Source organism: Chelatococcus sp. CO-6 (assembly GCF_001271345.1).
In the GTDB taxonomy this organism is placed as follows: domain Bacteria; phylum Pseudomonadota; class Alphaproteobacteria; order Rhizobiales; family Beijerinckiaceae; genus Chelatococcus_A; species Chelatococcus_A caeni.
Genome location: NZ_CP012398.1, coordinates 2622200 through 2640352 on the forward strand (window position 1 = coordinate 2622200; position 18153 = coordinate 2640352).

Consider the following 18153-nt stretch of genomic DNA (forward strand, 5'->3'; position numbering starts at 1 on the left):
TGTTCGTCATGACCAGCGCCGTGGACCGCGCCTGACCACCCAGCGAGGTCGGAGATCGTTCGATGTTCAATGAAGCCCTTCTCTTCGTCGTCCTCGTCGTTGGAGGCACGGCGCTCATCTCCTGGCCCCTCGGCCGCTACATGAAATGGGCGATGGACCCGGCGGATCCGTCGTCCGGCATCGCCGGCTGGAAGAACCGCGCCTTCCGGGTGATCGGCGGCCCCCTCGCCGCCCGGGACCAGGACTGGAAGCGCTACATGCTCGCCATGCTGGCGTTCAATGTGGTCATGTTCGTCGTGACCTACGGCATCCTGGCGCTGCAGCAATATCTGCCGCTGAACCCGGATGGCAAGGAAGCCCTCGAAGGCAGCCTGATCTTCAACACGGCGGCCTCGTTCACCTCCAACACGAACCTCCAGCACTATTCGGGCGAGGTGTCGCTGAGCTACCTGTCCCAGCTCGCCGGCCTGATGTGGCTGCAGTTCGTCTCGGCCGCCACGGGCATCGCGGCGCTCGCGGCGCTCGCCCGCGGCCTTGCCGGCCGGCCGCTCGGCAACTTCTTCGTCGACGTGCAGCGGGCCTCCTTCCTCGTCCTTCTGCCCGTCGCCTTCGCCGTCGCCATCCTGCTGGTCCTCGGCGGCGTGCCGATGACCTTCGACGGGGCCGCCGTCGCGACCACCCTTGAGGGTGTGCAGCAGACGATCGCGCGTGGACCCGTCGCGGCTTTCGTCACGATCAAGCAGCTCGGCACCAACGGCGGCGGCTTCTTCGGCCCCAACAGCACGCATCCGCTCGAGAACCCGGGCTTCTGGACCAACATCCTCGAGATGTTCGCCATCATCATCATTCCGATGGCCTGCGTGTGGATGTTCGGCCGCATCATCGGGCGCATGCGCCATGCCGGCGTGATCTTCGCGGTGATGCTCGCCTTTCTCGCCGTCAAGATCACCGGTGCCGTCTATTTCGAGGCCGCGCCCACTGAGGCCTTCGCCGGACTGCCCATCGAGCAGACGGTCGGCAACCTCGAAGGCAAGGAGATGCGCTTCGGCCCGACCGGAGGCCCGCTCTGGTCCGTGCTGACGACGTCGACCTCCAACGGCTCGGTCGGCGCGATGCACGACAGCCTCAACCCGATGACCGGGCTCATGCCGATGATCGGCATGTGGCTCAATGCCACCTTCGGCGGTGTCGGCGTGGGCATGATCAACATGTTCCTCTACATCATCGTCGGCGTCTTCCTCGCCGGCATGATGATCGGCCGCACGCCCGAGTACCTCGGCTGGCGCGTCGAATCGCGGGAGGTGAAGTTCGCGCTCTTTGCGCTCCTCGCCCACGGCCTGTTCATCCTGGGCGGCACGGCGATCTTCGCGGCGACTCCCTGGGGCGTCGACACACTCAACAACGTCGGGCCGCACGGCTTCAGCGAGATCCTGTACGAGTTCACCTCCGCGAGCGCCAACAACGGCTCGGGCTTCGAGGGGCTGGGGGATGACACCGTGCCGTGGAACCTCGCGACGGGCATCGTCATGCTGCTCGCGCGGTTCATCCCGATCATCCTGCCCCTTGCCATCGTCGGCTCCCTGTCGGCCAAGCGCCGCAGCGCCGAATCGAGCGGCACGCTCAGCGTCGAAGGCGGTGTCTTCGCCACCATGCTTGCCGCCACCATCATCGTCATCGGTGCGCTCACCTTCTTCCCGGCGGCGACGCTCGGGCCGATCGCCGAGCACCTGATGTATATGAACTGACGGAGACCGGTATCATGCAGTCCCTTCTCGCAAGCATCCGCATCGCGGTGGCGACCATGCTGATCTGCGTCGCCGGCTACGCCACGGCCGTCTGGGCCGTGGCCCAGGCCATCGCGCCCGACACGGCCAACGGCTCGCTGATCACGCGCGACGACGGCACCGTCATCGGCAGCCGCCAGGTGGCGCAAGCCTTCACGCGGCCGGAGTATTTCTGGCCGCGCCCGTCGGCCGTCGACTATGATGGCGCCGGTGCCGGCGGCAGCAACCTGTCGCCGACGAGCACGGCCGTCGCGGATCGCGGCCGGGAAATGGTCGAACGCTACGGCGCGACAGCGGAGAATCCGCTGCCGGCCGAACTTGCCGCCGCGTCCGGGGCCGGCCTCGACCCTCACATCTCGGAGGCCGGCGCGCTCTACCAGGTTCCCCGGATTGCCGAGGCCCGCGGCCTGGACAGGACCCGCGTCGAGGCGCTGGTCCGTGAAGCCGCCTTCGCGCCGGGCGGCTTCCTGACCGATAGCCGCATCGTCAACGTCCTCGAGCTCAACCTCGCGCTCGACAGGTTGTAAGACCATGGCGGCGGTCTCGCGGCCGCCGCCATGCCCCGTGACGGGAACCGGACAATGAGCCCACAGGATCTGGCGGACGATACGAAGCGGCCTTCTCCCGAAGCCCTGCTTCAAAAGGCGGCGCAGGAGACGCGCGGCCGTCTGAAGATTTTCCTGGGGGCCGCGCCGGGCGTGGGCAAGACCTACGAGATGCTCATTTCCGGCCACGCCCGCAAGACCGACGGCGAGGACGTGGTCATCGGCATCGTCGAGACGCACGGGCGCAAGGAAACCGAGGCATTGGTCCGCGGTTTCGAGGTCATCCCGCGAGCTCAAGTCGCCTACAAGGGGCAGTCGCTCGAGGAGATGGACCTCGATGCGGTGCTGGAGCGCAGGCCCGAGCTCGTCCTGGTCGACGAGCTGGCCCATACGAACGCGCCCGGCAGCCGTCATCCGAAGCGCTACCTCGATGTCCTCGAGCTGCTGGACAGAGGCATCGACGTCTATACGACGATGAACATCCAGCACGTCGAAAGCCTGAACGACGTCGTGGCCCAGATCACGCGCATCCGCGTCCGCGAGACGGTGCCGGATTCCGTGATCGACCGGGCCGACGATGTCGAGATCGTCGACATCACCCCCGATGACCTGATCAAGCGTTTGAACGAGGGCAAGGTCTACCTCCCGAAGACCGCCAAACGCGCCATCGAGAACTACTTTTCTCCGGGCAACCTCACGGCCCTCAGGGAACTCGCCTTGCGCCGGACGGCGCAACGCGTCGACGAGCAGCTCCTGCATCACATGCAGGCCCACGCCATCGAGGGGCCGTGGGCCGCGGGGGATCGCGTGCTCGTCTGCGTCGACGACGACCCGCGCGGCCCGTCCCTGGTGCGCTACGCCAAGCGGCAGGCCGACCGCCTGCGCGCACCCTGGGCGGCGGTCTACATCGAGGCGCCGCGGTCGACGAACCTGTCGGAGAAGGCCAAGGATACGATCGCCGCGACCCTGCGGCTGGCCGAGCAACTCGGCGGCGACGCGATCACGCTTCCTGGCCACTACGTGGCCCGGGAACTGCTGCGCTATGCCGGGGACAACAATTACAGCCACATCGTCGTCGGCAGATCGCGCAAGTCGCGGTGGCGCGAGTTCGTCGAAGGCTCGGTCTCCCACGACCTGATCCGCCACTCCGGCGACATCAGCGTCCATGTGATCTCGGGCAAGGAGCGCGCGGCCGTCGCTTCGCGGGGCGTTGCCCAGGCGCGGCCCCGCCGCTTCAGCGTCCGGCCCTATCTGTGGAGCGTCGGCTATGTCGGCGTCGCCTTTGCCTTCGGCACGCTGCTCGCCCGCACGCTCGACGTGCGCAACATCGCGCTCGCCTTTCTCATGGCCGTGCTCGCCTCGGCCGCGACCGCCGGTCTCTGGCCGGCGCTGTTCGCCTCGGTCGTCGCGGCCCTCGCCTTCAACTTCTTCTTCCTCGACCCGCTCTACACCTTCACCATCCGCGATCCCGAGAGCGTCGTCGCGTTCTTCTTCTTTCTCGGCGCCGCCATCATCACGAGCGATCTGACGGCGCGTGTCCACAGGCAGGCGGAGGCAGCGCGCCAGCGTGCGCGCACCACCGAGGACCTCTATAAGTTCGCCAAGAAACTAGCCGGCGCGAGCACCCTCGATGATGTCCTGTGGGCTTCGGCGCATCAGATGGCGTCCATGTTGAAGCTGCGCGTCGTGATCCTGCTGCCGGAGGACGGCACCGTCGCCGTTCGTGCCGGCTATCCGCCGGACGATACGCTGGTCGATGCCGACATCGCCGCGGCGCATTGGGCCTGGGAGCACAACCGCCCGGCCGGCCGCGGCGCGGACACGCTCCCCGGCGCGAAGCGCCTTTACCTGCCCATGGTGACGGGAAAGACGCCCGTCGGCGTCATCGGGCTCGACAGCGACAAGGAAGGCCCGCTGCTCACGCCCGAGCAGCAGAGGCTGCTCGACGCGCTCGCCGACCAGGCGGCCGTTGCCATCGAGCGGATCCGGCTCGTGGCCGACGTCGAGAGGGCGAAGCTCGCCGCGGAGGCCGACCAGCTGCGCTCGGCGCTGCTCGCCTCGATCTCGCACGACCTCAAGACGCCGCTGTCGGCCATCCTCGGCGCGGCCGGCACGCTGCGGGACTATGCGAGCGCGGTATCGGAGGCGGACCGCGGCGACCTGCTCGCCACCATCGTGGACGAGGCCGAGCGCCTGAACCGCTTCATCGCCAACCTGCTCGACATGTCGCGGATCGAGACGGGCGCCATGGAGCCCAACGCCTCGCTGCAATATCTCGATGACATGGTCGGATCGGCGCTGCGGCGGGCGCAGAAGATCATGTCGCGCCACAGGACGGTCACCGACATCCCCGCCGACCTGCCGATGCTCTCGGTCGACCCCGTCCTTTTCGAGCAGGTATTGTTCAACCTGTTCGACAATGCCGCCAAATACGCGCCCGTCGACACCACGATCCGCATTCGCGCGTGGGAGGACGGCCGATGGGTCTCCATCCAGATCCTCGACGAAGGGCCGGGCATCCCGCCGACGGACCTCGAGCGGGTCTTCGACAGTTTCCACCGCGTGCGCAAGCGCGATCACGTCCTCGCCGGAACGGGCCTCGGGCTGTCGATCTGCAAGGGGTTCATCCAGGCGATGGGCGGAACGATCACCGCCGGCAACAGGACGGACGGTAGCGGCGCCGTCTTCACGATCCGCATGCCGATCCCCGGCGACACGCCAAAGCTGGAAGAGCCGTGATGACGAATGCGTCGATAAAGATCCTCGTGGTGGATGACGAGCCTCCGATCCGGAAGCTGCTGCGGGTCGGGCTCGGCGCCGAGGGCTACGCGATCGCCGAGGCGACGAATGCCATGAACGCCATGGAGAAGGTGAAGGCGGAGCAGCCCGATCTCATCCTCCTCGACCTCGGCCTGCCCGACATGCAGGGGCATGACCTCTTGGCGAAGTGGCGCAACGATCTCGTCGAACTGCCGATCATCATCCTGTCGAGCCGCACCGACGAGGCGGGCATCGTCAAGGCGCTGGAGCTCGGCGCCGACGACTATGTGACGAAGCCGTTCGGAACCAAGGAGCTGGTGGCGCGCATCCGCGTCGCCTTGCGTCACAAGCTGCAGCAGCACGGGGAGCGGCCGATCTTCCAGACCGGCGACCTGTCCGTCGATCTCGTCAAGCGGATCGTCAAGGTCGCGGACAGGGAGGTGAAGCTCTCGCCGAAGGAATACGACATCCTGCGGGTGCTCGTGCAGCATGCCGGCAAGGTCATCACGCATCAGCACCTGCTCAACCAGGTCTGGGGCGGGGCGACGGACGTGCAGTACCTGCGCGTCTATGTCCGGCAGTTGCGCCAGAAGATCGAGCGCAGCCCCGACGAGCCGCAATACATCACCACCGAAACGGGGGTCGGTTACCGGCTGCGCGAAGCCGAATGAGATCGCCGTAGGAGCGCGGCGCTCGGCGCCGCGCGCAAGGGAATAACCGTGAGTGGAACCAATGAGAATCTCTGAGGCCATGAAGCCGGACGACCTGCTCCTCGGCGTCTCTGCCTCCTCGAAGGACAAGCTTCTGCAACTGCTGTCCGAACATGCGGGCGCGGCGCTGGCTGTGAGCGAAGAGACCATTCTGACCGCGCTCCGGAGCCGGGAGAGCCTCGGGTCGACAGGCATCGGCGCGGGCATCGCGATCCCCCATGCGCCGGTCGACGGCCTCGTTGCCCCGTTCGTGCTGCTTGCCCGCCTCGCCAAGCCGGTCGAATTCGAGGCGATCGACGAGGAGCCGGTGGATGTCGTCTGCCTGATCCTCACTCCGCCCGGCGAGCAGAACCGCTATCTGAAGCTCCTCTCATCGGTCACGCGCCAGCTTCGGTCTGCCGACACCCTCGGGACGATCAGGCAGGCTGCCGATCGCGAGCGCGTCTACCGGGCCTTTGCCGAAGTCGAGGGGTGAGCGCAGCGGATGCGCTCGTACCGACAGGCGTTCGTCACGTCCTCGGCCGGCGTGGCGAGCGCACCGTCCAGGGATGACCGGCGGCGAGCCACGACTGGTGGCAGCGGGCGCCTTGCGCGAGAATGGCGACGATCGCCCGGCCGTCCTGGCGATGCCTGACGAAGCCCTCCACCGGATGCTCCCATGACGACGCCACGCTTTGCCCTCAACCACATGGCTGCGCCCCGGCGCGACCTCGCCGGCTTCTTCGCGCTGGCGCGCGCACTCGGCATCGACGCGGTCGAGATCCGCAACGATCTCGATGGGACCGCCATTGCCGACGGCACGCCGCCCGAGGCCGTGCGCGCGACGGCGGAGGCGGCCGGCCTGACGATCCTCTCGATCAACGCCCTGCAGCGCTTCAACGACTGGACGCCGGCCCGGGCGGCCGAGGCGACGGCGCTCGCCGACTATGCCGCCGCCTGCGGCGCCCGGGGCCTCGTTCTGGTGCCCGTCTGCGACGGCACGCCGAAGGACCGGGCGAAGCTCGAACAGGCGCTTTCCGCCCTGAAGCCGATCCTGGCGCAGCGCGATCTCACCGGCCTCGTCGAGCCGCTCGGCTTCTCCTTCTCGTCACTGCGGTCGAAGGCCGATGCGGCCGCCGCCATCGCAGCCGTGGGCGGGGAGGGGGTGTTCCGCCTCGTGCACGACACCTTTCACCATCACCTCGCGGGCGAGCCTGATCTCTTCCCGGAGATGACCGGCCTCGTCCACATCTCGGGCGTTGCGGATGACACGGTTTCGGTCGCGGACATGCGCGATCCGCACCGGGGGCTCGTCGCCGCGGACGACCGGCTCGACAACGTCGGGCAGATCGCGGCGCTCGCCGCTGGCGGCTATGCCGGGGCGCTGTCCTTCGAGCCCTTCGCCCCCGCCATCCATGACCTTGCCGATCCGGCCGCCGCGCTGCGCGAGAGCATGGCTTTCATCGAGGGCCGCCTGAACGGTTGAGGGCAAGCCGGCCGGGGCACGGTCCACCCGGCACCTAGGGCGTGCTCATCTCGACGAGGGTGCGCCCCCAGTCGCTGATGAAGCGCCGGCGCCGCTCGTGGTCCTGCACGGCGAGCAGCGCCGGACCGATGGCGATGGGGCGGGCGATGCCCGTGCGCACGATGGAGGAGGCACCCTCGACGCCCGGCGGCATCTCGCCGCCGGCGCCGAAGAAGAAGGCCTCGCGCCGCGACACCTCCTGTCCGCGGGCGGAGAGGAGATAGTTGACGAAGCGGGTGCCGGCGTCGGCGCGCGGCGCATGGGCGGGCACCATGGCGCCGCGGCTCAGCACCAGGGTGTAGTCGGCGGGCATGACGATGCCGAGGTCGGCGCCGGCCCTGACGCGGGCATAGGCATAGGAAGCGAGCATGTTGTAGCCGATCGAGAGCCGGCCGGCTTCGAGCTCGTCGAGGATCTGGCTCGTGCAGCAGCGGATCACCGCATGGGCGCGCCCGAGGCTCTCCAGCAGGCGGCCAAAGGTCGTCGTCGTCTCCTGGGCATCGTAGAAGGCGAGCAGGAAACCGATGCCCGAAAGGCGGATATCGTAGGTGCCGACCTGGCCGGCATAGGTCTCGGGCTTGAGGCGCAGCAGGTCGGCGAGTTCGAGATGCGTCTTCGGCACGTCGCCTGCGGGCACCTTCGCCCGGTTGTAGACGAAGACGACGGGCTCGAAGGTGAAGCCGAAGACGTCGCCTCGCCAGTTGGCCCAGCGCGGCGCCGCTGCCGTTTCGGGCGAGGCGATGCCGCGGGCGCAGCCGTCGTTGGCGAGCTTCACCAGATGATCGACGGAGGAGGAGAGCAGCACGTCGCCCAGGGCCTTGCCCCCCCGGCAGGCCGCAGCCGCGGCGGCGTAGAGGTCGTTCGTGACGTATTCGACGAATTCGATGCGGGTGTTGGGAAAGAGGGCCTGGAAGTCGCGGATGAGCGGCTCCATCGCCGACAGGTCGGTCGCGGCGTGGACCGACAGCACCTCGGCCTCGGGCGCCGTCGCGGGGAAGGTCGTCGCCTCCTGCGCGTGCGCCAATGCCGTCGAGAAAGGCAGCGCCAGTACGGGCAGCCACAGTGCCGCAAGGCGGTGCCGCAGGAGGGGACGTCGCTTCATGGGCCTCTTCCGGCGATGCGCATGACGACCGCGAAGCCGTCCTCGTTGCCCCGGCGGAACCCGATGCTGCCGCCGTGTGCGGCGAGCACGTCGGCGGCGATCGACAGCCCGAGGCCGGATCCGGCGGGGGAGGGGGAGCCGAAGCGCTCGACGACGCGCGGCCACAGCTCCGGCGCGATGCCCGGGCCGTCGTCCTCCACCTCGATCTCCACCATGCCGTTCTCCTCGTGCAGGCGCACGGTCAGGCGCGTCACGGCGCCGTGGCGCACGGCGTTGTCGATCACGTTCTTGACCGCCTCCTTGAGGCTGATGGCGTCGCCGCGGACCTCGATGGGCTTCGGCGGCACTTCCAGCGCGGTGAGGATATCGCGGTCGAGCGTGTCCGGCACCGCCTCGCGGATGGCGCGGCGCACCGTCTCGGTGACGTCGACCGGGGTGAAGGGCACCGCAGCGGCGCGGTGGCTGATCATGGCATGGCTGAGCAGCTGGCCGACGAGGCGCGACAGCTGGTCGACGCGCTCCTCGACCCGCGCCAGATGCTGGCGCGCCTGCGGCTCCCCGAGGTGGTGCGAGAGAAGGTCGACCTGGGACTTCAGCGCCGCCAGCGGCGTGCGGATCTGGTGCGCCGTGTCGGCGACGAACTGCTGCATCAGGTCCATGCGGCTCTTCAGCCGGGCGATGAAGGTGTTGATGGCGGACACGAAGGGCCGCAGCTCGCGCGGCGTGGCGACGGTCACGGGCGTGACGTCGTGCGGGTCGCGTTCGCGCAGGGCCGCCCCGACACGCGCCATCGGCTTCAGCGCATGGCGGATGGCGAAGATGGTGCCGCCGAGAGCGAGCGTGCTCATGGCGAGGATGAGCGCGACCGCGCGCAGGGTGAGCTCGCGCGCCAGGGCCGTGCGTGCCTCGATGGTCTGCGCCACCACCACGTCGACGCGGCCTTGCACTGCTGGGTCGGCAAAGGCGCGCGCTGCCCGCACGAGGCGCACCGGCACGCCCATGAAGGTGCCGTTGCTCAGCGCCGGCCGGTCGGGTGCCGGGGCATCGTCACCGGGCAGCGTTAGGTCGCCGTAGCCCGTCAATGTGCGGCCGGAGGTGTCGACGATCCTGTAGAAGATGCGGTCGCGCTCCGACAGGGCGAGCAGCTCGAAGGCCGACATCGGCACTTCGACGGTGAGGGCGCCGTCCTGCACGTGCACGGCCTCGGCCATCTGGTAGGCCGCGCCGACGAGCAGCCGGTCGTAGGCCTCGTTCGCGGCAGCCCGGGCATAGTACCAGGCGGCCGTCGTCAGCGCCGCCGCCCCGGCGGCGAGCACCAAAGCGATGAGGACGATGAGGCGGGCGAACAGCGACGGTTCACGCCGGGCCATCGGCCACCAATTGATATCCGAAGCCGCGCACGGTGACGATCTGGGCCGAGGCGCCGTGCAGCTTCTTGCGCAGGCGTCCGATATAGAGCTCGACGGCATTGGCCGACGGCGCTTCCTCGTCCCAGCCGAAGACCTGGTCGAGCAGGTCGTCCTTGCTGAACACGCGCCCCGGGCGGGTGGCGAGGATCTCGAGCAGCGTCACCTCGCGGCGCGTCAGATGCACCTCGCGCTGGCCGACGCGCACGGAGCGGGCCGAGCGGTCGATGAAGATGTCGCCGCAGGCGAGCAGGTTGGTGGCGTCGCCGTGGCGGCGGCGCATGAGGGCACGTGCCCGCGCCTCGAGCTCGCGGAAGTCGAACGGCTTGACGAGGTAGTCGTCGGCCCCGATGTCGAGGGCACTCACCCGGTCCTCGATCTCGGACCGCGCGGTCAGCATCAGGACGGGCACCGTGCCGCCGGCATTGCGCAGCCGCTGCAGGACGGCGAAGCCGCTGCCGTCGGGCAGCATGACGTCGAGGATGACGAGGTCGTAGAGCGCATCGTCGAGCGCGGCGACGGCGGCATCGACGGTCGTCTCCCAGTCCACGACGTGGCCGATGCGCGCGAAGCGCTCGATGATCGCCTCGGCGACGTCCCGCGTGTCCTCGACCAGAAAGATGCGCATCCCGTCCGCTGCTCGCTGTGACAGGTGGATGACAGGTTTCGATCCTACCGTAACGGCCAAGCTCCACACAAACAGAGCGTTACCTCAATTCCACAGGGAGGGAACTGATGAAGACTATCCTCGTCAACGCGCTTGCCCTTGGCTTCGCCGGCCTCATGGCGGGCGCTGCCGTCGCCGCCCCGGAGAAGACGGAGTGCCTGGCGGGCGCCAAGCCCGGCGGTGGCTTCGACCTGACCTGCCGGCTCGCCGGCAATTCGCTGCTCGCCGCCAAGCTGATCGACAAGCCGATGCCGGTGACCTACATGGAAGGCGGCGTCGGGGCCATTGCCTACAATCATGTCGTCGGCAAGCGGTCGAGCGATCCGACGCTGATCACGGCGGCATCGAGCGGCTCGGCCCTCCTCCTGGCGCAGGGCAAGTTCGGCCAGTACGACGAGAGCGCCGTGCGCTGGGTCGGCGCGCTGGGCGCCGACTACGGCGTCATCGTCGTGGCCGCGGACGCGCCCTACAAGTCCCTCAAGGACCTCGTCGAGGCCTATGGCAAGGCGCCCGGCGACTTTCCCATCGGCGGCGGTGGCGCCGTCGGAAGCCAGGACTGGATGAAGGGCGCGCTCGTCGCCAAGAGCGCCGGCCAGGATCCGAAGAAGATGCGCTATGTCGCCCTCGAGGGTGGCGGCGCGGTGCTGACGGCCCTCGAAGGCGGGCACATCAAGATCGCCGCCGGCGATGCGGCCGAGATGGCCAAGCACCATGCCGCCGGCAAGGTGCGCATCCTCGCCGTGATGTCGCCGGAGCGTCTGCCCGGCGAACTGAAGGACGTGGCGACCGCCCGCGAGCAGGGGCTCGACATCGACTGGGTGGTGTGGCGCGGCTTCTATGTCGGCAAGAACATCTCCGACGCGCAGTATCAGGACTGGGTCGACACCTTCCGCAAGCTGTCGGAGACGCCCGAATTCGCGCAGGAGCGCGAGGCGCGCGGCCTCTATCCCTACACGGTCCTCGGCGCCGATTTCGAGCGCGACGTCAAGAAGGACGTGGAGCGCTTCAAGGCGCTGGCCGCCGAAGCCGGCCTCTGATCGCCCCTTCGCCACGCGGCGGCCTTCCCGCGAGGAGGGCCGCCCTTTTCACATCGGGATGAAGCCCATGACTGTTTCGACCGGTCCTCGCGGAGCGGGCAGGAGCGATCGCGTCGGCGCCATCGTCCTCCTCGTCTTCGCTCTCCTCTACGGCTTCGAGGCGAGCCGCATCGCCTATTCGTTCTCGTCCGATCCGCTCGGGCCGCGGGTGTTTCCGCTGATGCTGGCGGGGGCGCTGGCGCTGCTGTCGCTGATCTATCTCCTCAGGCCCGGCGGGGCAGAGCCGTGGCCGCAGGGCCGGCTGCTCGCCCATGCGCTCGCCATTCCGGGCCTCGTGCTCGCCGCCGCGCTGCTGCTGGAGCCCTTGGGCTTTGCCGTCTCCGTCACGATCCTGGTGACGGGTGTCGGCCGCCTCTTCGGCGCCTCCTGGCGCTATGCCGTCGTCGGCGGCCTCGCGCAGGCGGCGCTGTGGTTCGTCGTCTTCCGCTATCTGCTCGAAGTCTACCTGCCGGGCGGTGCCGTCTTCGGCATCTGAGTTGAAGGAGTGCGAAGATGGATCTCGGCTATCTCTGGGCAGGCTTCTCCGTCGCCCTCAGCCCCCTCAACCTCGCCATCGGCTTCACCGGCTGCTTTCTCGGCACGCTGATCGGCGCCCTGCCGGCGATCGGGCCGATCAACGGCATCGCGCTGCTCCTGCCCATCGCCTACACCATGGGCCTGCCGCCGGAGAGCACGATGATCCTGCTCGCCGGCATCTATATCGGCGCCGAATACGGCGGGCGCATCTCGTCGATCCTGCTCAACGTGCCGGGCGATGCCGGCGCGGTGATGACGGCTCTCGACGGCAATCCGCTCGCCCGCCAGGGCAGGGCGGGCGAGGCGCTGATGATCAGCGGCCTCGCCTCCTTCGTCGGCGGCACGCTCGGCGTCGTGGGCCTCACCTTCTTCGCGCCGCTGCTGAGCACGCTCGCCATCGGCTTCGGCCCGGCCGAATATTTCGTTCTCATGATCTTCGCCTTCGCCACCCTCGGCTCCATGGTCGGCAGCCAGCCGGTCAAGACGCTCATCGGCTGCGTCATCGGCCTGATGCTGGCGACCATCGGGCTCGACGCGACCTCCGGCGCCTACCGCTTCACCTTCAACGAGCCGGAGCTCGGCGACGGCATCGAGTTCGTCGTGCTGGTGATCGGGCTGTTCTCCATCTCGGAGGCGATGTTCATGCTCGAGCACCAGGCGAAGGGCGGCAGCGTCATCAAGGTCGCCGGCCGCACGTTCGCCCGCTGGGCCGACATCGTCCGCTGCATCGGCCCGGCGCTGCGCAGCTCGGTCATCGGCTTCACCGTCGGCGTCCTGCCGGGCACCGGCGCCTCCGTCGCCAGCGCCGTCTCCTACACCACGGAGAAGCGCCTCTCGGACCGGGAGGGCACCTTCGGCAAGGGTGACGTGCGGGGCCTCGCCGCGCCGGAGGCGGCCAACAACGCAACGGCGGCGGGCGCCTTCGTGCCCATGCTGACGCTCGGCGTGCCGGGCAGCGGCACCACGGCGGTGATGCTCGGGGCGCTCATGCTCTACAACATCCAGCCCGGGCCGCAGCTCTTCGCCGAGCGGCCGGAGCTGATCGGCGGCCTCATCGCCTCGCTCTACATCGGCAACATCCTGCTGCTCATCCTCAACCTGCCGCTGGTGCGCGTCTTCTCGCGGGTGCTGCAGCTGCCGAACTGGGTCCTGGTGCCGGGCATCCTCGTCCTGTCCATCGTCGGCGTCTATTCGACCCACGCCAGCGTGCTGGCCGTCGTGATGATGCTCGGCATCGGGGTCGTCGGCTGGCTGCTGCGCAAGCTCGGCTTCGACATGGCGCCCATCATCCTCGGCTTCGTCCTCGGCCGCGTGATGGAGGTGAACCTGCGCAACGCCCTCGCCATCAGCGGCGGCGACCTGTCGATCCTGTTCCAGAGCACCATTTCCATCGTGCTGTGGATCATGGCCGCGGCCATGGCCCTGCTGCCCTTCGTCCTCGGCCGCCTCGCCCGGCGCGCGGCCGCACCGTCGCCGCAGGTCTCCTAGACGGCGGCGGACGTTTCTGAAACGCCCCTGCCCGGCGAAGGAGCAGCCTTCGCCGGGCAGGGGCACTTGTCGTTGCAAAGACGCCGCGGAGCCGGCGGGCGCTCAAGCTGTCCCGGCGCTGGCCCGATAGGCCGCGAGCAGGCCGCCCCATCCGCCCTCGGAATCGAAGATCTCGCGTGCCTTCGCGGCGGCCTCGCCCATGTTCTCGAGCAGCCGGTGTTCGAGCTCGACCCGGGTCTCGCCGTCGCCGATCGCCGTGAAGCGGACATCGACCTCGGTCAGGAGCTTCGGATCGAATTGCCAGTCGACGCCGATCCGCCAGGCCAGGAGGACGCGCGTCGGCGGATCCCACGCCAGCACCTCTCCCCAGTCGCACTCGCTCCCGTCCTCGCCGACCTCGTACCACCGTCCGCCAGTCCGCGGCTCGATGACGGCACTTGCGATCGGTGACTTGCCGATGGAATGGCTTCTCGGCCACCAGCGCCCGAGGCCCGCGGTGAAGACGTCGAAGGCGCGCGCAATCGGCGCATCGACCGTCACGGATTTCCTGACCGGTGCTGGCTTGATCATGGCAGTCATCGCGCTTGCTCCTTCGCTGAACCGATGTCCTGTTTGAAGGCGTCAAGGGCATCGCCCCACATGCGGTCGAGCCAGGCCCGCATCAAGGCCAGGCCCTGCGGGTCGATGTGATAGATGTTGCTGGCGCCGCGAGCCTCGGCCCGCACGAGGCGCGCCTCCCTGAGCACCCTGAGATGCTGCGAGACCGCCGGCTGGGACACCGGCAGCGCCCGCGTCAGCTCGGCGACCGAACGGGGACGGTCCGCGACGAGCTCGAAGACCTTGCGCCTCGTCGGGTCGGCCAGCGCCACCATCGCTGCATAATCATAAGACATGACTTATATAAGCACATACTTATTTTCCCTGCAAGAGGTGCGATTGGGAACCTCCTGGCCTCGCAGGGGTTTCGCAGCCAATGGCCGTGCCCTCTGCCTTACGAGCAGCGCGGAAGCTGTGTCTGCTGCCGGCAGGCGCAGAAGGGCTGATTGATGACCGCCCTGGGCCATGACGGCTGCGAAAGGACGATCACCATCATCTGGTTCCGGCTGGTCGGCCGGGAACGCGGGAGCGCGGCCGCAGGGCCTGCCGATCCTGCGGCCCTGGAACGGACGGAGAATGAAGCATGGCCGATGCCTCCATCATGGAACGTTCGCGGGCGCGCCTGGCCGATGACGCGGCACGGCTGGTGCGCGCGCGCTGCGAGCAGCTGCCGCCGCTGGACGAGACGGAGCGCTTCGGCGCCATGTTCGACCGCTTCGCGGATGCGCGCGTGGTGCTTCTGGGCGAGGCTACCCACGGGACGAGCGAGTTCTACCGCGCCCGCGCGGCGATCACGCGCCGGCTCGTCGAGCGCCACGGCTTCACTATCGTCGCGGTCGAGGCGGACTGGCCGGATGCGGCGCGCGTCGATCGTTATGTCCGCCACAGGGAGGCGGGGCATTACGATGAGGAAACCTTCGCCCGGTTCCCGACGTGGATGTGGCGCAATATGGAATTCGCGCAGCTCGTCGACTGGCTGCGCAGCCACAACGAAGGCCGGCAGACCGGCGAGAGGGTCGCCTTCCACGGCCTCGACGTCTATTCCCTGACAGCCTCCATGGCGGCCGTCATCGCCTATCTCGACAGGGTGGATCCGGCGGCCGCAGAGACCGCGCGCCGCCGCTACGGCTGCCTCACGCCATGGCAGATCGAGCCGGCCCATTACGGCCGTGCCGTGCTGCGGGCGGGGCACGACACCTGCGAGGACGAGGTCGTCGCCCAGCTGGCGGAGCTTCTGGGCAAGCGCCTCGAATATGTCGCCGCCGATGGGGAGGATTATTTCGACGCGGCCCAGAACGCCCGGGTCGTGCGTGCGGCCGAGCACTACTATCGCATCATGTACCATGGCTCGACCGAGTCCTGGAATCTGCGCGACCGGCACATGTTCGACACGCTGCAGCATCTTCTCGCCGCGCGCGGCGAAAGGGCGAAGGCGGTGGTCTGGGCGCACAACTCCCACATCGGCAACGCGGCTGCCACCGCCATGGGATGGCAGGGCGAGTTCAACATCGGCGAGCTGTGCCGCACGGCCCATGGCGACAGTGCCGTCCTGATCGGCTTCGGGACCGACCGCGGCACGGTGGCGGCCGCCGATGACTGGGGCGGACCGATGCGCGTCAAGACCGTCAACCCCTCGCGCGCCGATTCCTACGAGCGCGTTTTCCACCAGTCCGGGACCGCCTGCTCGCTGACCGATCTCAGGGCATCCGCCGATCGGGAGCTGCGCGAGGCATTGGGTGCCCCGCGGCTGGAGCGGGCTATCGGTGTCATCTATCGCCCGCAGACGGAGCTCACCAGCCACTATTTCGAGGCGGTCCTACCGGAGCAGTTCGACGCCTATGTCTGGTTCGACGAGACGCGCACGGTCACCCCGCTGCCCACGGCGCGGCCGCACGGGGTGCCGGAAACCTATCCCTTCGGCGTGTAGGAGGCGGCGATGCAAGGCGCGGATGTGCGCGAGGTGCATATCGAGCCGGAAGGGCTCACCGGTCTTCTCGGCGTGCCGGCGGTTGCGGCCGGCGTCGTCATCTTCGCCCACGGCAGCGGCAGCGGCCGCCTGAGCCCCCGGAACAACCATGTGGCCGCCGCGCTGCAGGAGGCGGGGCTGGCGACCTTCCTGCTCGACCTCCTGACGCCGGAAGAGGCGGCTGACAGGCGCAACGTCTTCGACATCCCGCTGATCGCCGCGCGCCTGGAGCGCGCCACGGCCTGGATCGCCGGCTTTCCCGACACGGCATCGCTCCGTCCCGGCTATTTCGGCGCGAGCACCGGGGCCGGGGCGGCGCTCGTGGCAGCCGCGCAGCCGCACTCGTCCGTCGCCGCCGTCGTGTTGCGCGGCGGGCGGCCCGACCTCGCCCTGCCGGTTCTGCACCGGGTGAAGGCCCCGACGCTGCTCCTCGTCGGCAGCCTCGACGGTCCGGTCATCGGCATGAACCGCGAGGCCTACGAGGCGCTCGCCTGCGAGAAGCAGCTCATCATCGTCGAGGGCGCGGGCCACCTGTTCGAGGAGCCGGGCAAGCTCGACGAGGTCGTGCACCACGCGAGGGACTGGTTCCTGGCGCACCTGCCGGGATCCCGGACAGACAGCGGATGATGGCCATGTTCGACACCCATGAGACATTCAAGGACCGCCGCGATGCGGGCCGGCGCCTGGCCGAGACGCTTACGCATCTCAAGGGTGAGCGGCCGGTCGTCCTCGCCCTGCCGCGCGGCGGCGTGCCGGTCGCCTTCGAGGTGGCGAAGGCCCTGTCCGCCCCGCTCGATCTGCTGATGGTGCGCAAGCTGGGCGCGCCCGGCTATCCCGAATACGGCGTCGGTGCGGTGGTCGACGGAGCGGACCCGCAGGTCGTGCTCAACGAGGAGGCCATGCAGGTGGTCGATCCGCCGCGCGGCTACGTGGAGGCGGAGATGGAGCGCCAGCTGGCGGAGATCGAGAGGCGCCGACGGACCTATCTCGCCGGGCGCCAGCCTGTGCCGCTCGCCGGCCGGACGGCGATCGTCGTCGACGACGGCATCGCCACCGGCGGCACGGTGCGCGTCGCCTTGAAGGCGTTGCGGCGGTCGGCAGCGGCCCGGCTCGTGCTCGCCGTCCCCGTGGCACCACGCGACAGCCTCGCCCTGCTGCAGGCGGATGCGGACGAGGTCGTCTGCCTCGACGCTCCGTCGAACTTCCGGGCCGTGGGTTTCCATTACGAGAACTTCGACCAGACGAGCGATGCGGAGGTGGTGCAGCTCCTGGACGCCGCACGCGCGTGGCCCATCCGCAGTGAATCATCAGGCCAATAGGAGACGAGCGATGCCGCTGACCCTCATCAGCCCTGCCTTCGCCGACGGCGAGCGAATCCCCGAGAAATACACGCGCGATGGCCGGAACCTCTCGCCGCCGCTGAAATGGAGCGGCGTGCCCGATGGCACCAGGAGCTTCGTGCTCATTGTCGAGGACCCGGATGCGCCGAGCGGAACCTTCCGTCACTGGGGCCTGTACAACATCCCCGCCGATGCCGAACGGCTGCCCGAGAGCGTGGAGACGGGGCCGGACGAAGCGCGCATGCGCATCTGCAGCAACGACTTCGGCAACCCCTATTACGACGGGCCGGAGCCGCCGAAGGGGCACGGGCCGCATCATTATCACTTCCGGCTTGCCGCCCTCGACGTGCCCAGCATCGACCTGCCGCGACAGGTCGGCGTCGCCGACCTGTGGACCGAGGCGAAGAAGCACAAGCTGGCGGAAGCCGAGCTTGTCGGCATCTACGAACGCTAGCCGGCGAGGGGCGAGAAGTGCCTGCCGAGCAGCACGTCACGGTTTCGGGCCCGCGCGGAACGGCGGGCCTGCGGTGGGATCGTCTGCAAGATAGCCAGCTGCCGAACGCAGGCAGCGGCGAGCCGCCGACATACCGCAGCAGGAGAAGTCAAACTTTAGATTAATTTTATCGCGACGCCCCATTGGACCGGTCGCGCGCCCGGAGTTACCTTCACGC

Annotated in this window: 19 protein-coding genes; 13 read left to right on the forward strand and 6 right to left on the reverse strand. The window is 68.8% G+C overall.

The genetic code is table 11. The annotated features are described in order from the left end of the window. The first annotated feature begins 62 nt into the window (after positions 1–62). The 5 genes from kdpA (at position 63) to AL346_RS12340 (ending at position 6274) form a co-directional block, all read left to right on the forward strand. On the forward strand, positions 63–1745 hold the full coding sequence (gene kdpA / locus AL346_RS12320) for a potassium-transporting ATPase subunit KdpA (RefSeq protein ID WP_019400092.1): 1683 nt from the start codon (positions 63–65) through the stop codon (positions 1743–1745). 14 nt (positions 1746–1759) lie between these two features. Beyond that, positions 1760–2311, forward strand: a complete 552-nt coding sequence (locus AL346_RS12325) for a potassium-transporting ATPase subunit C (RefSeq protein ID WP_019400093.1) — start codon at positions 1760–1762, stop codon at positions 2309–2311. 54 nt (positions 2312–2365) lie between these two features. Continuing rightward, a complete protein-coding gene (locus AL346_RS12330) occupies positions 2366–5068 on the forward strand; it encodes a sensor histidine kinase KdpD (RefSeq protein WP_019400094.1) in 2703 nt (900 codons plus the stop codon). Then, a complete protein-coding gene (locus AL346_RS12335) occupies positions 5068–5760 on the forward strand; it encodes a response regulator transcription factor (RefSeq protein ID WP_019400095.1) in 693 nt (230 codons plus the stop codon). Before AL346_RS12330 ends, AL346_RS12335 begins: the two co-directional genes overlap by 1 nt. Before the next feature lie 79 nt (positions 5761–5839). Further along, complete coding sequence (locus AL346_RS12340) at positions 5840–6274, forward strand: PTS sugar transporter subunit IIA (RefSeq protein ID WP_019400096.1); 435 nt, start codon at positions 5840–5842, stop codon at positions 6272–6274. A 34-nt stretch (positions 6275–6308) separates the two neighbouring features. Here AL346_RS12340 and AL346_RS25060 read toward each other — a convergent pair whose 3' ends face one another. Then, positions 6309–6446: a hypothetical protein gene (locus AL346_RS25060; protein WP_156332745.1), complete on the reverse strand. Its 138-nt coding sequence runs from the start codon at positions 6444–6446 to the stop codon at positions 6309–6311. 11 nt (positions 6447–6457) lie between these two features. Here AL346_RS25060 and AL346_RS12345 point away from each other — a divergent pair, with 11 nt between their 5' ends. After that, complete coding sequence (locus AL346_RS12345) at positions 6458–7264, forward strand: TIM barrel protein (RefSeq protein WP_019400097.1); 807 nt, start codon at positions 6458–6460, stop codon at positions 7262–7264. Between the two features lie 34 nt (positions 7265–7298). Here the strand turns inward: AL346_RS12345 and AL346_RS12350 are convergent, their stop codons facing one another. From AL346_RS12350 to AL346_RS12360, 3 genes are read right to left on the reverse strand one after another with little or no spacing between them, the layout of a single operon-like run. Further along, on the reverse strand, positions 7299–8405 hold the full coding sequence (locus tag AL346_RS12350; RefSeq protein WP_053193709.1) for an ABC transporter substrate-binding protein: 1107 nt from the start codon (positions 8403–8405) through the stop codon (positions 7299–7301). Further along, entirely contained in the window at positions 8402–9775 is a 1374-nt protein-coding gene (locus AL346_RS12355) for a sensor histidine kinase (protein WP_053193712.1), read from the reverse strand. Before AL346_RS12355 ends, AL346_RS12350 begins: the two co-directional genes overlap by 4 nt. Beyond that, positions 9762–10439, reverse strand: a complete 678-nt coding sequence (locus tag AL346_RS12360) for a response regulator transcription factor (protein ID WP_019400100.1) — start codon at positions 10437–10439, stop codon at positions 9762–9764. The genes AL346_RS12355 and AL346_RS12360 overlap by 14 nt, the downstream gene beginning before the upstream one ends. Positions 10440–10546: 107 nt before the next feature. Here AL346_RS12360 and AL346_RS12365 point away from each other — a divergent pair, with 107 nt between their 5' ends. From AL346_RS12365 to AL346_RS12375, 3 genes are all read left to right on the forward strand, one after another. Beyond that, entirely contained in the window at positions 10547–11515 is a 969-nt protein-coding gene (locus AL346_RS12365) for a tripartite tricarboxylate transporter substrate binding protein (protein ID WP_019400101.1), read from the forward strand. A 67-nt stretch (positions 11516–11582) separates the two neighbouring features. Continuing rightward, positions 11583–12050, forward strand: coding sequence for a tripartite tricarboxylate transporter TctB family protein (locus tag AL346_RS12370; RefSeq protein ID WP_156332746.1), 468 nt, complete (start codon positions 11583–11585; stop codon positions 12048–12050). A 17-nt stretch (positions 12051–12067) separates the two neighbouring features. Continuing rightward, positions 12068–13579: a tripartite tricarboxylate transporter permease gene (locus AL346_RS12375; RefSeq protein ID WP_019400103.1), complete on the forward strand. Its 1512-nt coding sequence runs from the start codon at positions 12068–12070 to the stop codon at positions 13577–13579. A 102-nt stretch (positions 13580–13681) separates the two neighbouring features. On the opposite strand, the gene AL346_RS12380 is transcribed toward AL346_RS12375, so the two are convergent. Both AL346_RS12380 and AL346_RS12385 read right to left on the reverse strand, forming a co-directional pair. Continuing rightward, positions 13682–14158 carry an SRPBCC family protein gene (locus AL346_RS12380; RefSeq protein WP_019400104.1) on the reverse strand — a complete coding sequence of 159 codons (477 nt, stop codon included), beginning with the start codon at positions 14156–14158 and terminating at the stop codon, positions 13682–13684. Next, a complete protein-coding gene (locus AL346_RS12385; protein ID WP_019400105.1) occupies positions 14155–14472 on the reverse strand; it encodes a helix-turn-helix transcriptional regulator in 318 nt (105 codons plus the stop codon). Before AL346_RS12385 ends, AL346_RS12380 begins: the two co-directional genes overlap by 4 nt. A gap of 287 nt (positions 14473–14759) precedes the next feature. Here AL346_RS12385 and AL346_RS12390 point away from each other — a divergent pair, with 287 nt between their 5' ends. Genes AL346_RS12390 through AL346_RS12405 form a run of 4 tightly spaced genes read left to right on the forward strand, consistent with a single transcriptional unit; the run spans position 14760 to position 17936 of the window. Then, positions 14760–16103: an erythromycin esterase family protein gene (locus AL346_RS12390; protein ID WP_019400106.1), complete on the forward strand. Its 1344-nt coding sequence runs from the start codon at positions 14760–14762 to the stop codon at positions 16101–16103. A 9-nt stretch (positions 16104–16112) separates the two neighbouring features. After that, positions 16113–16769 (forward strand): dienelactone hydrolase family protein, encoded by a 657-nt coding sequence (locus tag AL346_RS12395; protein WP_019400107.1) that lies wholly within the window; start codon positions 16113–16115, stop codon positions 16767–16769. Next, the gene (locus tag AL346_RS12400) at positions 16769–17461 is read left to right on the forward strand and encodes a phosphoribosyltransferase (RefSeq protein WP_019400108.1); all 693 of its coding nucleotides are present in this window, start codon (positions 16769–16771) and stop codon (positions 17459–17461) included. Before AL346_RS12395 ends, AL346_RS12400 begins: the two co-directional genes overlap by 1 nt. Positions 17462–17471: 10 nt before the next feature. Next, the gene (locus AL346_RS12405) at positions 17472–17936 is read left to right on the forward strand and encodes a YbhB/YbcL family Raf kinase inhibitor-like protein (protein ID WP_019400109.1); all 465 of its coding nucleotides are present in this window, start codon (positions 17472–17474) and stop codon (positions 17934–17936) included. Positions 17937–18153 lie beyond the last annotated feature (217 nt).

What these genes read in the sequence shown, in the direction of transcription:
- AL346_RS12380 (WP_019400104.1), bottom strand. Translation starts at nt 14,158, where the DNA reads ATGACTGCCATGATCAAGCCAGCACCGGTCAGGAAATCCGTGACGGTC.
- AL346_RS12395 (WP_019400107.1), top strand. Translation starts at nt 16,113, where the DNA reads ATGCAAGGCGCGGATGTGCGCGAGGTGCATATCGAGCCGGAAGGGCTC.
- AL346_RS12335 (WP_019400095.1), top strand. Translation starts at nt 5,068, where the DNA reads ATGACGAATGCGTCGATAAAGATCCTCGTGGTGGATGACGAGCCTCCG.
- AL346_RS12375 (WP_019400103.1), top strand. Translation starts at nt 12,068, where the DNA reads ATGGATCTCGGCTATCTCTGGGCAGGCTTCTCCGTCGCCCTCAGCCCC.
- AL346_RS12365 (WP_019400101.1), top strand. Translation starts at nt 10,547, where the DNA reads ATGAAGACTATCCTCGTCAACGCGCTTGCCCTTGGCTTCGCCGGCCTC.
- kdpA (WP_019400092.1), top strand. Translation starts at nt 63, where the DNA reads ATGTTCAATGAAGCCCTTCTCTTCGTCGTCCTCGTCGTTGGAGGCACG.
- AL346_RS12385 (WP_019400105.1), bottom strand. Translation starts at nt 14,472, where the DNA reads ATGTCTTATGATTATGCAGCGATGGTGGCGCTGGCCGACCCGACGAGG.
- AL346_RS12350 (WP_053193709.1), bottom strand. Translation starts at nt 8,405, where the DNA reads ATGAAGCGACGTCCCCTCCTGCGGCACCGCCTTGCGGCACTGTGGCTG.
- AL346_RS12355 (WP_053193712.1), bottom strand. Translation starts at nt 9,775, where the DNA reads ATGGCCCGGCGTGAACCGTCGCTGTTCGCCCGCCTCATCGTCCTCATC.
- AL346_RS12370 (WP_156332746.1), top strand. Translation starts at nt 11,583, where the DNA reads ATGACTGTTTCGACCGGTCCTCGCGGAGCGGGCAGGAGCGATCGCGTC.
- AL346_RS12325 (WP_019400093.1), top strand. Translation starts at nt 1,760, where the DNA reads ATGCAGTCCCTTCTCGCAAGCATCCGCATCGCGGTGGCGACCATGCTG.
- AL346_RS12405 (WP_019400109.1), top strand. Translation starts at nt 17,472, where the DNA reads ATGCCGCTGACCCTCATCAGCCCTGCCTTCGCCGACGGCGAGCGAATC.
- AL346_RS12360 (WP_019400100.1), bottom strand. Translation starts at nt 10,439, where the DNA reads ATGCGCATCTTTCTGGTCGAGGACACGCGGGACGTCGCCGAGGCGATC.
- AL346_RS12330 (WP_019400094.1), top strand. Translation starts at nt 2,366, where the DNA reads ATGAGCCCACAGGATCTGGCGGACGATACGAAGCGGCCTTCTCCCGAA.
- AL346_RS12345 (WP_019400097.1), top strand. Translation starts at nt 6,458, where the DNA reads ATGACGACGCCACGCTTTGCCCTCAACCACATGGCTGCGCCCCGGCGC.
- AL346_RS12340 (WP_019400096.1), top strand. Translation starts at nt 5,840, where the DNA reads ATGAAGCCGGACGACCTGCTCCTCGGCGTCTCTGCCTCCTCGAAGGAC.
- AL346_RS12390 (WP_019400106.1), top strand. Translation starts at nt 14,760, where the DNA reads ATGGCCGATGCCTCCATCATGGAACGTTCGCGGGCGCGCCTGGCCGAT.
- AL346_RS12400 (WP_019400108.1), top strand. Translation starts at nt 16,769, where the DNA reads ATGGCCATGTTCGACACCCATGAGACATTCAAGGACCGCCGCGATGCG.